The sequence below is a fragment of the Providencia sp. UF-224 genome, from assembly GCF_058245955.1.
In genome coordinates, this window is record NZ_JBSICC010000033.1 from 1 (window position 1) to 14,380 (window position 14,380).

At 44.2% G+C, this 14,380-nt stretch carries 11 protein-coding genes; 9 read left to right on the top strand and 2 right to left on the bottom strand.

Translation table 11 applies throughout. From position 1 onward, the window contains the following. The 9 genes from AC4IFO_RS19995 to rpoC all read left to right on the top strand — a co-directional run. A partial coding sequence (locus AC4IFO_RS19995; RefSeq protein WP_202932829.1) for an EF-Tu C-terminal domain-related protein occupies positions 1–74 on the top strand: 74 nt, incomplete at its 5' end. 581 nt (positions 75–655) lie between these two features. Then, complete coding sequence (gene secE, locus AC4IFO_RS20000; RefSeq protein WP_004265885.1) at positions 656–1,042, top strand: preprotein translocase subunit SecE; 387 nt, start codon at positions 656–658, stop codon at positions 1,040–1,042. Beyond that, positions 1,043–1,588 (top strand): transcription termination/antitermination protein NusG, encoded by a 546-nt coding sequence (gene nusG, locus AC4IFO_RS20005; protein ID WP_490737086.1) that lies wholly within the window; start codon positions 1,043–1,045, stop codon positions 1,586–1,588. 174 nt (positions 1,589–1,762) lie between these two features. Next, positions 1,763–2,191: a 50S ribosomal protein L11 gene (gene rplK / locus AC4IFO_RS20010; protein WP_004264379.1), complete on the top strand. Its 429-nt coding sequence runs from the start codon at positions 1,763–1,765 to the stop codon at positions 2,189–2,191. A 4-nt stretch (positions 2,192–2,195) separates the two neighbouring features. Continuing rightward, the gene (gene rplA / locus AC4IFO_RS20015) at positions 2,196–2,897 is read left to right on the top strand and encodes a 50S ribosomal protein L1 (protein ID WP_490737088.1); all 702 of its coding nucleotides are present in this window, start codon (positions 2,196–2,198) and stop codon (positions 2,895–2,897) included. Between the two features lie 325 nt (positions 2,898–3,222). After that, positions 3,223–3,720: a 50S ribosomal protein L10 gene (rplJ, locus tag AC4IFO_RS20020; protein WP_102140205.1), complete on the top strand. Its 498-nt coding sequence runs from the start codon at positions 3,223–3,225 to the stop codon at positions 3,718–3,720. A gap of 60 nt (positions 3,721–3,780) precedes the next feature. Further along, the gene (gene rplL / locus AC4IFO_RS20025) at positions 3,781–4,149 is read left to right on the top strand and encodes a 50S ribosomal protein L7/L12 (protein WP_219245466.1); all 369 of its coding nucleotides are present in this window, start codon (positions 3,781–3,783) and stop codon (positions 4,147–4,149) included. A 356-nt stretch (positions 4,150–4,505) separates the two neighbouring features. After that, entirely contained in the window at positions 4,506–8,534 is a 4,029-nt protein-coding gene (gene rpoB, locus AC4IFO_RS20030) for a DNA-directed RNA polymerase subunit beta (protein WP_490737091.1), read from the top strand. A 108-nt stretch (positions 8,535–8,642) separates the two neighbouring features. Continuing rightward, positions 8,643–12,866 (top strand): DNA-directed RNA polymerase subunit beta', encoded by a 4,224-nt coding sequence (rpoC, locus tag AC4IFO_RS20035; protein ID WP_490737093.1) that lies wholly within the window; start codon positions 8,643–8,645, stop codon positions 12,864–12,866. Between the two features lie 77 nt (positions 12,867–12,943). On the opposite strand, the gene AC4IFO_RS20040 is transcribed toward rpoC, so the two are convergent. Together AC4IFO_RS20040 and AC4IFO_RS20045 are read right to left on the bottom strand one after the other, a co-directional pair. Beyond that, complete coding sequence (locus tag AC4IFO_RS20040) at positions 12,944–13,453, bottom strand: pyridoxamine 5'-phosphate oxidase family protein (protein ID WP_490737095.1); 510 nt, start codon at positions 13,451–13,453, stop codon at positions 12,944–12,946. 41 nt (positions 13,454–13,494) lie between these two features. Continuing rightward, positions 13,495–14,211, bottom strand: a complete 717-nt coding sequence (locus AC4IFO_RS20045) for a class I SAM-dependent methyltransferase (protein ID WP_490737097.1) — start codon at positions 14,209–14,211, stop codon at positions 13,495–13,497. Between the last annotated feature and the right edge of the window lie 169 nt (positions 14,212–14,380).

Here is a 14,380-nt window from a genome sequence, read left to right on the forward strand (position 1 = left end):
ACGGTTTACGTTTCGCAATCCGTGAAGGTGGCCGTACTGTAGGTGCGGGTGTTGTTGCAAAAATCATTGCATAATACCGCTCTTTCTGAATAAGAAAGAACTACTTAGTAAAAAGGGCGTCTTATAGACGTCCTTTTTATACGTTGCAAAATTAAGAACCTATCTCATCAATCATTTCTCAATAATTATTGGTGAGATAGGCTCTGAAACAACGAATTGATAATTGCGTGAACTCCTTTGCGCAGTTATATGAGATTTATTAAGGTTTTGCTCAGAAGATATGGTATATTTTACCGCTGCCACAAAAAGAACCTAATTTTTCCAATTGGTGTGGCTGAAAATTTACTGAGCATGCTGAAAATTCCTGCAAAATGGATAGCACTTGTGAAATGGAAAGTACTGACGAACGAATAGTACTTGCGAAATAGAATGTGGCTGCATGGGCTGTATTTGCAGAACGAATAGCGCTAATTACCTCCATCAACAAGGCTAATTGTTTTAACTCGCGGGTGATGTTATTGATATCCCTATCAAATTTTGCAGGCTTGGTTTGTAGTAATTGAGGGATATGTTGGCATATTCTATTGGTTTGGCTTGATTACTTACCCTTGTAGGTAACAGGCTTTGTACATACTTCATGGTAACAGGTTGAATTATGAGTGCGAATAGCGAAGCTCAAGGAAGTGGACGCAGTGCAGACATTTTCAAATGGGTAATTGTCTGTGCCCTATTAATAATTGCGATTGTTGGCAACTATTACTTCCGTCAATATAATCTCGCGCTGCGTGCTTTTGCAGTTGTGGCTGTGGTCGCTATTGCAGGTGCTGTCGCTTTATGGACAACAAAAGGTAAAGCAACACTGGCGTTTGCACGCGAAGCTCGTGTCGAGATGAGAAAAGTCATTTGGCCAACTCGCCAGGAAACATTACAAACTACTTTAATTGTTGCTGCAGTAACGGCTGTAATGTCATTAATACTGTGGGGATTAGATGGTATCCTGGTGCGTTTAGTTTCATTTATTACAAGCCTGAGGTTATTCTAAATGTCCGATTCACCTAAAAAGCGCTGGTATGTCATTCAGGCATTCTCTGGTTTTGAAGGTCGCGTAGCTCAATCTTTACGTGAACATATCAAATTACATGCTATGGAAGATTCTTTTGGCGAAGTTATGGTTCCAACAGAAGAAGTTGTTGAAATTCGTAGCGGTCAGCGCCGTAAGAGTGAACGTAAATTCTTCCCAGGCTATGTCTTAGTCCAAATGGTCATGAATGATGACTCTTGGCACTTAGTACGTAGTGTTCCTCGTGTAATGGGGTTCATTGGTGGGACGTCAGATCGTCCAGCACCAATTAGCGATAAAGAAGTTGATGCTATCATGAACCGCTTGCAACAAGTTGGTGATAAACCACGTCCGAAAACACTGTTCGAACCAGGTGAAATGGTTCGTGTTAGCGAAGGTCCATTTGCTGACTTTAATGGTATTGTCGAAGAAATCGACTACGAAAAGAGCCGCTTAAAAGTCTCTGTTTCTATCTTTGGTCGTGCAACTCCAGTCGAATTAGATTTTGGTCAAGTAGAAAAAGCTTAATCTAAACGACAAAACTGACTTGCAAAAGGCGTGAAATTTGACTACAATTTCGCGCCTTTTGTTTTTATGCTTTGCCAATTTGCTTCTTAATTGAGCTTACATAGGCGGGGCATGTTTAATTAACGGGGAGCCTTACAAACGTTAAGGCGTTATCACCCATCTAGAGGAAATATCATGGCTAAGAAAGTTCAAGCCTACGTCAAGTTGCAAGTTGCAGCTGGTATGGCGAACCCAAGTCCACCAGTTGGTCCAGCTCTGGGTCAACAAGGTGTTAACATCATGGAATTCTGTAAAGCGTTCAACGCAAAAACAGATAGCCTGGAAAAAGGTTTACCAATTCCTGTTGTTATTACTGTTTACGCAGACCGTTCTTTCACTTTCGTTACCAAAACTCCACCTGCAGCAGTTCTGCTGAAAAAAGCAGCTGGCGTTAAGTCTGGTTCAGGCAAGCCTAACAAAGACAAAGTTGGTAAAGTGACCTCTGCTCAGATTCGCGAAATCGCTGAAACTAAAGCTGCGGACATGACTGGTGCTGACGTTGACGCTATGATGCGTTCAATCGAAGGTACTGCTCGTTCCATGGGCCTGGTTGTGGAGGACTAAGACAATGGCTAAACTGACTAAGCGCATGCGCAATATCCGTGAGAAAGTTGATGCTACTAAACAGTATGACATCGCTGAAGCCGTTGCACTGCTGAAAGAATTAGCGACTGCTAAATTCGTTGAAAGCGTTGACGTTGCTGTTAACCTGGGCATCGATGCTCGTAAATCTGACCAGAACGTTCGCGGTGCAACTGTACTGCCACACGGTACTGGCCGTTCAGTTCGCGTTGCTGTGTTCGCACAAGGCGCAAACGCTGAAGCTGCTAAAGCGGCTGGCGCTGAACTGGTTGGTATGGAAGATCTGGCTGATAAAATCAAAGCTGGCGAAATGGACTTTGACGTTGTTATTGCTTCTCCAGATGCAATGCGCGTTGTTGGCCAATTAGGTCAAGTTTTAGGCCCACGTGGTCTGATGCCAAACCCGAAAGTTGGTACTGTAACTCCTAACGTTGCTGAAGCAGTTAATAACGCTAAAGCTGGTCAGGTTCGTTACCGTAACGACAAAAACGGAATCATCCACACCACTATCGGTAAAGTTGATTTCGACGCTGACAAACTGAAAGAAAACCTAGAAGCACTGCTGATCGCGCTGAAAAAAGCAAAACCAGCTTCTGCTAAAGGCATTTTCATCAAGAAAGTTAGCCTGTCTACCACTATGGGTGCAGGTGTTGCTGTTGACCAAGCTGGTCTGTCAGCGACAGTTTAATTGCTATAGCTTCGGCTAATAAGTAATTAGGCTTTACCTTTGCGTCAAATTTGTATAAAATTTGACGCCTTGAGTTTGTTGGGTGTAGCAATATATCCAACAAACCACAAATTTCGGTATGGAGTCTGGCCTTTCCAGACCCCGTCCAAGACCGCAGGTGTGCTATTTATAGTCACTTAATTTACCTGCGTAGACGGTGACAGAGATACCTAGAATTTTATTCTGGATTCTATTCTGCTCACCGTGTTTTAGCGCTCAAATACATGTTGTATCTGAGTGATGTGAGTCCCGGGGTTTTCCCGGTTAATCCAGGAGCAAGAAGCTAATGGCACTAAATCTTCAAGACAAACAAGCGATTGTTGCTGAAGTCAGCGAAGTAGCCAAAGGCGCGCTTTCTGCAGTTGTTGCTGATTCACGCGGCGTAACTGTAGCAAAAATGACTGAACTGCGTAAAGCAGGTCGCGAAGCTGGCGTTTATATCCGTGTTGTTCGTAACACACTGATTCGCCGTGCTGTTGAAGGTACTTCTTACGATGTACTGAAAGACGTGTTTGTCGGTCCAACCTTAATTGCTTTCTCTAACGAACACCCGGGCGCTGGCGCTCGTCTGTTCAAAGAGTTCGCGAAAGCGAATCCAGCATTTGAGATTAAAGCTGCGGCCTTTGAAGGTGAGTTAATCCAAGCGAAAGATATCGATCGTCTGGCAACTCTCCCAACTTACGATGAAGCAATCGCACGCCTGATGGCAACCATGAAAGAAGCCGCTGCCGGCAAATTGGTTCGTACTCTGGCTGCTCTGCGCGATCAGAAAGAAGCTGCATAAGCCCTTTCCTTCGTTGCTTTTTAACGTATAAACTATTTCTGAATTTTAGGAACACTTGTTATGTCTATCACTAAAGACCAAATCCTTGATGCAGTTGCAGAAATGTCTGTAATGGACGTTGTTGAACTGATTACTATGATGGAAGAAAAATTCGGCGTTTCTGCTGCTGCGGCTGTTGCTGTTGCTCCAGGTGCTGCTGCTGAAGCTGCTGAAGAAAAAACTGAATTCGACGTTGTTCTGTCTGCTATCGGCGGTAACAAAGTTGCAGTTATCAAAGCAGTTCGTGGCGCAACCGGTCTTGGCCTGAAAGAAGCTAAAGACATGGTAGAATCAGCTCCAGCAACTATCAAAGAAGCTGCAAGCAAAGACGAAGCTGAAACTCTGAAGAAAGCTCTTGAAGAAGCAGGCGCTTCTGTTGAACTTAAATAAGTTCAATTTCAAGAACGCAGCTTAATCTAATTAGGCTGACGGCTGGTGATTTTTTAATCACCAGCCTTTTTGCGCTGTAAAGCGTGATGGGTGTTAACAGCTTTTCACGCAGTTTTATTGTTAACAACAACCCTCCAATACTTCTTTCTATTGACGACTTAATATACTGTGTTCTTCGCTACGACCCGCTCGGGTAGCTCGGTAGCCAAAGCGCACAATGAAATGATTTAAGAGTAATAGCAATGAGTATTACGGAAAGTATTCATTTTCCATTTCTTATATAAAACGCGTTGCGGTTAAGACTCTTTTTTAAGAGCTAACCACTTGGGTCACTGATCAACGAGCTGAGGAAACCTATGGTTTACTCCTATACCGAGAAAAAACGTATTCGTAAGGACTTTGGTAAACGTCCACAAGTTTTGGACATACCTTACCTCCTTTCTATCCAACTTGACTCGTTCCAGAAGTTTATCGAGCAAGATCCCGATGGCCAGAATGGGCTGGAAGCAGCTTTCCGTTCTGTGTTTCCAATTCAGAGCTACAGTGGTAATGCTGAACTGCAATATGTCAGCTATCGTTTAGGCGAGCCTGTTTTTGATGTTAAAGAATGTCAAATTCGCGGTGTAACTTATTCTGCTCCTCTGCGTGTTAAATTACGCCTCATCGTTTATGAGCGTGAAGCACCAGAAGGCACCGTTAAAGATATCAAAGAACAAGAAGTCTACATGGGTGAAATTCCACTCATGACTGAAAACGGAACTTTCGTTATCAACGGTACAGAGCGTGTTATCGTATCCCAGTTACACCGTAGTCCAGGTGTATTCTTCGATAGCGATAAAGGTAAAACACACTCTTCAGGTAAAGTGTTATATAACGCACGTATTATCCCTTACCGTGGTTCATGGCTTGATTTCGAATTCGACCCGAAAGATAACCTGTTTGTACGTATTGACCGTCGCCGTAAATTACCTGCGACCATTATTCTGCGTGCAATGGATTACAATACCGAAGAAATCTTAAATCTGTTCTTCGATAAAACTGTATTCCAAATCCGTGATAATAAACTGATGATGACGCTGGTTCCTGAGCGTCTGCGTGGTGAAACTGCTTCTTTTGATATCGAAGCGAACGGTAAAGTCTATGTTGAAAAAGGCCGCCGTATCACTGCACGTCATATTCGTCAGTTAGAAAAAGAAGAAGTTAACAACATCGAAGTTCCTGTTGAATATATCGCAGGCAAAGTTGTTGCAAGAGACTACATCGATGAAAGCACCGGTGAGCTGATTTGTGCAGCGAACATGGAGCTTTCTTTAGACATGTTGGCACGTCTGAGCCAATCTGGTCATAAAACAATCGAAACATTGTTTACCAATGACTTAGACCACGGTGCTTACATTTCTGAAACCGTTCGTGTCGATCCAACTAACGACCGTCTGAGTGCATTGGTAGAAATCTACCGCATGATGCGTCCTGGTGAGCCACCGACCCGTGAAGCGGCAGAAAACCTGTTCGAGAACCTGTTCTTCTCTGAAGACCGTTACGACTTGTCTGCTGTAGGTCGTATGAAGTTCAACCGTTCACTGAACCGCGATGAAATCGAAGGTTCTGGTATCCTGAGCGAAGAAGACATCATCGAGGTGATGCGCAAACTCATCGATATCCGTAACGGTAAAGGCGAAGTCGATGACATCGACCACTTAGGTAACCGTCGTATTCGTTCCGTTGGCGAGATGGCAGAGAACCAATTCCGTGTCGGTCTGGTTCGTGTTGAGCGTGCAGTGAAAGAGCGTCTTTCTCTGGGCGACCTCGATGCATTGATGCCACAGGATATGATCAACGCTAAGCCTATTTCAGCCGCAGTTAAAGAGTTCTTTGGTTCCAGCCAGCTGTCACAATTTATGGACCAGAACAACCCACTGTCTGAAATTACGCACAAACGTCGTATCTCTGCATTAGGCCCAGGTGGTTTGACTCGTGAACGTGCGGGCTTTGAAGTACGTGACGTACATCCAACTCACTACGGTCGTGTATGTCCAATCGAAACGCCTGAAGGTCCAAACATCGGTCTGATCAACTCATTATCTGTTTATGCACAGACCAATGAGTACGGTTTCTTAGAAACCCCATACCGTTTAGTTCGTGATGGCTTAGTGACTGATGAAATCCACTATCTGTCTGCGATTGAAGAAGGTAACTTCATCATTGCTCAGGCGAACACCGTATTAGGTGAAGATGGTAGCTTTATCGAAGAATTAGTCACTTGTCGTAACAAAGGTGAATCAAGCTTATTCAGCCGCGAACAGGTTGAATATATGGACGTTTCGACTCAACAGGTTGTTTCTGTTGGTGCGTCACTGATCCCATTCCTTGAACACGATGACGCCAACCGTGCATTGATGGGTGCGAACATGCAACGTCAAGCGGTTCCAACTTTACGCGCTGACAAACCATTAGTCGGTACAGGTATGGAACGTGCAGTAGCGGTTGACTCTGGTGTAACAGCTGTTGCAAGACGTGGTGGTTCAGTTCAGTACGTTGATGCCTCTCGTATCGTTATCAAAGTTAACGAAGATGAGATGTATCCGGGCGAAGCTGGAATCGACATTTATAACCTGACTAAATATACCCGTTCTAACCAGAACACCTGTATTAGCCAGATGCCTTGTGTATCTTTAGGTGAGCCAGTTGAACGTGGTGATGTGTTAGCAGATGGTCCTTCAACAGACCTCGGCGAATTAGCACTGGGTCAAAACATGCGCGTGGCATTCATGCCATGGAATGGTTATAACTTCGAAGACTCCATCTTAGTTTCTGAGCGTGTTGTTCAAGAAGACCGTTTCACAACTATTCACATTCAGGAACTGTCTTGTGTGTCTCGTGACACCAAATTAGGGCCTGAAGAAATCACTGCGGATATTCCAAACGTCGGTGAAGCTGCACTTTCTAAACTGGATGAATCTGGTATCGTTTATATCGGTGCAGAAGTGAAAGGCGGCGACATTCTGGTTGGTAAAGTAACACCGAAAGGTGAAACTCAGTTAACCCCAGAAGAGAAACTGCTGCGTGCTATCTTCGGTGAAAAAGCGTCAGACGTTAAAGACTCTTCTTTACGTGTTCCTAACGGTGTTTCTGGTACGGTTATCGACGTACAAGTATTTACCCGTGATGGTGTAGAGAAAGACAAACGTGCGTTAGAGATCGAAGAAACTCAGTTACGTGATGCGAAGAAAGACTTAACAGAAGAGCTGCGTATTTTCGAAGCTGGCCTGTTTGCTCGTATCCGTTCTGTACTGGTTAACGGCGGAATTGAAGCTGAAAAACTGGACAAACTGCCTCGCGACCGTTGGTTAGAGTTATCTTTAGCTGATGAAGAGAAGCAAAACCAGTTAGAGCAATTAGCTGAACAGTATGACGAACTGAAATCTGAGTTCGAGAAAAAACTCGATGCTAAACGTCGTAAGATTACCCAAGGTGATGATCTGGCACCTGGCGTACTGAAAATTGTTAAGGTTTATCTGGCTGTTAAACGTCAGATCCAACCGGGTGATAAAATGGCGGGTCGCCATGGTAACAAAGGTGTTATCTCAAAAATCAACCCAGTTGAAGACATGCCTTATGATGAAAACGGTAACCCAGTTGACATCGTTCTGAACCCACTGGGCGTACCATCACGTATGAACATCGGTCAGATTTTGGAAACCCACTTAGGGATGGCAGCAAAAGGTATTGGTGAGAAAATCAATGCTATGCTTAAACAGCATGAAGAAGTTGCCAAACTGCGTGAGTTTATCCAAAAAGCGTACGATTTAGGTGATGATCCACGCCAGAAAGTTGACTTGAACACTTTCTCTGACGAAGAAGTTATGCGTTTGGCTGAGAACCTGAAAAAAGGTATGCCAATTGCGACACCAGTGTTTGATGGTGCGAAAGAGAAAGAAATCAAAGAACTGCTGAAACTGGGCGGTCTACCAACTTCAGGTCAGATTACATTATTCGATGGTCGTACTGGCGAGCGTTTTGAGCGTCAAGTTACTGTCGGCTACATGTACATGCTGAAACTGAACCACTTGGTTGACGATAAGATGCACGCCCGTTCAACAGGTTCTTACAGCTTGGTTACTCAGCAACCGCTGGGTGGTAAAGCGCAGTTCGGTGGTCAGCGTTTCGGGGAGATGGAAGTGTGGGCACTGGAAGCATACGGTGCAGCCTATACTCTTCAAGAAATGCTTACAGTTAAATCGGATGACGTTAACGGCCGTACGAAGATGTATAAAAACATCGTCGATGGCAGCCATCAGATGGAGCCTGGCATGCCGGAATCTTTCAACGTATTGCTGAAAGAAATCCGCTCACTGGGTATCAACATCGAGCTGGAAGACGAGTAATTCGTTTTGTGCCGGAGGGTTCGCCTTCCGGCCAATGTAAGCACTGGGATTTGGGGAGAGTGGCTTTGAACACTCACCTGACAGGTCTAACTCCGACAGGAGCATTTTGTGAAAGACTTAATAAAGTTTCTGAAAGCGCAAACCAAGACCGAAGAGTTTGATGCTATCAAGATTGCTCTGGCATCACCTGATATGATCCGTTCATGGTCATTCGGTGAAGTGAAAAAGCCAGAAACCATTAACTACCGTACGTTCAAACCTGAGCGTGATGGTCTTTTCTGTGCGCGTATTTTCGGGCCAGTAAAAGACTACGAATGTCTGTGCGGTAAGTACAAACGTTTAAAACACCGCGGTGTGATTTGTGAGAAGTGTGGCGTTGAAGTTACACAAACCAAAGTCCGTCGTGAGCGCATGGGTCACATTGAACTTGCTTCTCCGACTGCACATATTTGGTTCTTAAAATCACTGCCATCCCGTATCGGTTTGCTGCTCGATATGCCACTGCGCGATATCGAACGCGTTCTGTACTTTGAATCATATGTGGTTGTTGAAGGCGGTATGACTAGCCTTGAGCGCGCACAGATTCTGACAGAAGAGCAATACTTAGATGCGCTGGAAGAATTCGGTGACGAATTTGATGCGAAAATGGGTGCGGAAGCTATCCAAGGCCTGCTGAAAAACCTCGATCTTGAGAACGAGTGTGAAACGCTGCGTGAAGAGTTAAACGAAACTAACTCTGAAACTAAGCGTAAAAAGCTGACCAAACGTATCAAACTGCTGGAAGCGTTCATTCAATCTGGTAACAAACCAGAGTGGATGATCTTAAACGTGCTGCCAGTATTACCACCGGATCTGCGTCCATTAGTTCCACTGGATGGTGGCCGTTTCGCTACGTCGGATCTGAACGATCTGTATCGTCGCGTGATCAACCGTAATAACCGTCTGAAACGTCTTCTGGATCTGGCTGCGCCAGACATCATCGTACGTAACGAAAAACGTATGTTGCAAGAAGCGGTTGATGCGCTGTTAGATAACGGTCGTCGTGGTCGTGCTATCACAGGTTCTAACAAACGCCCTCTGAAATCTTTGGCAGATATGATCAAAGGTAAACAAGGTCGTTTCCGTCAGAACTTACTTGGTAAGCGTGTTGACTACTCAGGTCGTTCTGTTATCACCGTAGGTCCATACCTGCGTCTGCATCAGTGCGGTCTGCCGAAGAAAATGGCTCTTGAATTATTCAAACCATTTATCTATGGCAAATTAGAATTACGTGGTCTGGCTACAACCATCAAAGCTGCGAAGAAAATGGTTGAGCGCGAAGAAGCGGTTGTTTGGGATATCTTGGATGAAGTTATCCGCGAACACCCAGTTATGCTGAACCGTGCACCAACACTTCACCGTCTGGGTATCCAAGCGTTCGAGCCAATTCTGATCGAAGGTAAAGCTATCCAATTGCACCCACTCGTTTGTGCGGCATACAACGCCGACTTCGATGGAGACCAAATGGCGGTACACGTTCCTCTGACTCTGGAAGCTCAGTTAGAAGCACGTGCGTTGATGATGTCAACCAACAACATCCTGTCACCAGCAAGTGGTGAGCCTATCATCGTTCCTTCACAGGACGTTGTATTGGGTCTCTACTACATGACGCGTGACTGCGTAAACGCGAAAGGCGAGGGCATGGTATTAGCCGGTCCTAAAGAAGCTGAGCGTGTTTATCGTTCAGGTCATGCTTCACTGCATGCCCGCGTTAAAGTCCGTATCACTGAAGAAGTAAAAGATTCGGAAGGTAACATCACTATCAACACGGGGTTAGTTGATACCACGGTTGGTCGTGCAATTTTATGGATGATCGTACCAAAAGGTCTGCCTTACGCGCTGGTTAACCAAGCGTTAGGTAAGAAAGCGATCTCTAAAATGCTGAACACCTGTTACCGTGTTCTGGGCCTGAAGCCTACGGTTATTTTTGCTGACCAAATCATGTATACCGGATTTGCCTATGCGGCACGTTCAGGTGCATCAGTTGGTATCGACGATATGGTTATTCCAGAGAAAAAAGCTGGGATCATCGCCGAAGCAGAAGCGGAAGTGGCAGAAATTCAGGAACAGTTCCAGTCTGGTCTGGTTACAGCAGGCGAACGTTACAACAAGGTTATCGATATCTGGGCAGCGGCAAACGAACGTGTTGCTAAAGCGATGATGGAAAACTTGTCAACTGAATCCGTTATCAACCGTGATGGCGTCGAAGAACAACAAGTTTCTTTCAACAGTATCTTTATGATGGCCGACTCCGGTGCTCGTGGTTCCGCCGCTCAGATTCGTCAGTTGGCGGGTATGCGTGGTCTGATGGCTAAGCCAGATGGCTCCATCATCGAAACACCAATCACGGCAAACTTCCGTGAAGGTCTGAACGTTCTCCAGTACTTTATTTCAACGCACGGTGCGCGTAAAGGTCTTGCCGATACCGCATTGAAAACAGCGAACTCCGGTTATCTGACTCGTCGTTTAGTCGACGTTGCACAGGACTTGGTTGTTACTGAAGACGACTGTGGAACTCATGAAGGTATCCTGATGACTCCGGTTATCGAGGGTGGCGACGTTAAAGAACCATTGCGTGAGCGTGTACTGGGTCGTGTGACTGCTGAAGATATCCTGATCCCAGGTACAGCGGACATTCTGGTTCCACGTAACACTCTGCTTCACGAAAAACTGTGTGACCTGTTAGAAGCTAACTCTGTCGACAGCGTGAAAGTGCGTTCAGTTGTAAGTTGTGAAACTGACTTCGGTGTGTGTGCTCACTGTTATGGTCGTGACCTTGCTCGTGGTCATATCATTAACAAAGGTGAAGCTATCGGTGTTATCGCGGCACAGTCAATCGGTGAACCGGGTACACAGTTAACGATGCGTACGTTCCACATCGGTGGTGCGGCATCTCGTGCGGCAGCTGAATCTAGCATCCAAGTACGTAACACAGGTACGCTGAAACTGTTCAACGCGAAATACGTGACGAACTCAGAAGGCAAACTGGTTATTACTTCACGTAATACTGAACTGCGTCTAATTGACGAATTCGGTCGTACGAAAGAAAGCTACAAAGTTCCTTATGGTGCACACCTGTCTAAAGGTGATGGCGCTGCGGTAACGGGTGGCGAGACTGTTGCGAACTGGGATCCACATACCATGCCAGTCGTCAGTGAAGTTTCTGGTTTCATCAGCTTCTCTGACATGCTTGATGGTCAAACAATGACACGTCAGACTGATGAATTAACCGGTCTGTCTTCAATCGTTGTTCTGGATTCTGCGGAACGTACCAGTGGTGGTAAAGACCTGCGTCCTGCTCTGCGTGTTATTGACGCAAATGGTAACGATGTTCTTATCCCTAACACGGACATGCCAACTCAGTACTTCTTACCGGGTAAAGCAATTGTTCAGTTAGACGATGGCGTTGCTATCAATGCGGGTGATACTTTAGCGCGTATTCCACAAGAATCTGTGGGTACTAAAGATATCACGGGTGGTCTGCCACGCGTAGCTGACTTGTTCGAAGCACGTCGTCCGAAAGAGCCTGCAATCTTGGCTGAAATCAGCGGTATTATCTCGTTTGGTAAAGAAACCAAAGGGAAACGTCGTCTGGTTATCACGCCATTAGATGGTAGCGATCCGTACGAAGAGATGATCCCTAAATGGCGTCAGCTCAACGTGTTCGAAGGTGAGATTGTTGAACGTGGTGACGTTGTTTCTGATGGTCCAGAATCTCCACATGATATTCTGCGTCTGCGTGGTGTCCATGCTGTTACGCGTTATATCACGAACGAGGTTCAGGAAGTTTACCGCTTACAAGGCGTTAAGATAAACGATAAACACATCGAAGTTATCGTTCGTCAGATGCTGCGTAAAGTCACCATCGCGGATGCAGGAAGCTCTGAATTCCTCGAAGGTGAACAAGTCGAGTACTCACGTGTTAAAGTTTCAAACCGTAAACTGGAACAAGAAGGTAAAATTCCAGCTAATTACGCACGCGACCTGTTGGGTATCACTAAAGCATCTCTGGCAACAGAATCCTTTATCTCAGCGGCATCGTTCCAAGAAACAACACGCGTACTGACAGAAGCAGCGGTTGCGGGTAAACGCGATGAACTGCGTGGTCTGAAAGAAAACGTTATTGTTGGACGTCTGATCCCAGCGGGTACTGGTTTTGCGTATCACCAAGACCGTATTCGTCGTCGTCATCTGAACGAAGTTGTGGATGCTCCACAAGTTAGTGCAGATGAAGCAACAGCGAACTTAGCTGAACTGTTAAATGCGGGTTTCACTAGCGATAACCAGAACTAATTTCTGATATCCAAGTGTCTCTTGATTGAAACCGGTGTCGTAAGGCGCCGGTTTTTTTATGCTTAATGGAAATAAGCTTATTTATTGTTAAGCAATGATATTGGTACGGTGACTCTTCGACTTTCTTGTTTTTCCTCCCAGCTTTTCATATCGAACATCCATAAATTTTCAACAGTGATTTCATAAAAACGCGAATGACCATTACCGGTTAGTTCATCAAGTGGAATTCGAGTCGCAGTGGCAGAAACCTCATCAAAGGGGGATTGAGGGTAAAACTCATCCAGTGCTTCCTCACATTCCAGCGCAGATAGCTCTCGTGCTTTTCCTGTAAATTGCATTCCATCTAGTCCCAATTTATGCATTTCAGGTAACGAGTGATTAAATAATGAGCCACTGACCTTTTCATTATGTTGGATATTTTTAGAATGCTTGGCTTGCCGAGATGAGAACCAAATAAAGCGTAGAGGGTTTAATTTGACGCAATGTTCGACGGTTGATGCCCAAGGTAATTGGTCATCACCTTGCGTGGCGAGTGTTAAAAAGCGGGTATTTTGCAATAATAACAAACTGCGCGTTTTTAAATTCATATTGAGTCCTTTTATCCAAAATGTAGTTTTATTAGCCGTAATTAGGCTATTTTCACTGCCGTTATAAGTTGAGCATGAGGGCATTGGAGGTAATTAAAAAATGGTTCTATGGTTTCAGGATGGTCAGCAATCATATTTTCATACAGGAGATAGTTGAATCCAGTTTGTAAAATAACCTTTCCTAAAGTGCTATCTGAATAATAGTAAGCTTGTACGATTTCATTATAAGGAGGCATACAAATATTAAAATAAATGGAACTTCCATCCTTTCTGGGTTGTTTTTCAATTAATCTGAAACCATAAGAGCGATAATATTCACTATCCGTAGAAAAATCGGGATTAATTGTTAATAAAATTAAACGGCCATTTGGTTTTAATACACGATATATTGACTGTACAACGGAACGGACTTCATCTAAATTCTTGCAATAAGGGATAATATAAATGGCAAGAGCTAAATCAAAATTTTCAAAATAATTATCAAGGCTTGGGGTATAAATAATATCTAAACCATACTTTTTTGCATTTTTTCTTGCGAGGCTGAGCATGTTGGGTGAAGTATCGAATCCTACGATATTTTTTGCGCCTTCTTTTTCTAGCCAATGTGATATAAAACCTGCTCCGCACCCATAATCTAAAATAGTTCGTGTTTCTAGCTGACTTAAATGTGATTTTATCGTAGGAATATCCACGTACATACGAAAGGGCCACAGAAAGGAATAGCTGTAAATCTCAGTGATTTGATCAAATTTTTTCATATTTATTGAAGTAATTATTAAATGATATTAATCGCTTGTTTTATATTTTACTGTCATTTTGTAATCTTATGTTTTTACTTATTTTTTTAACTTCCTTTTAAATGAGTGATAAAAAATTTGAAATAATATAAAGGTGAGTAACTAATATATAAATATCGAGTTTTATTAG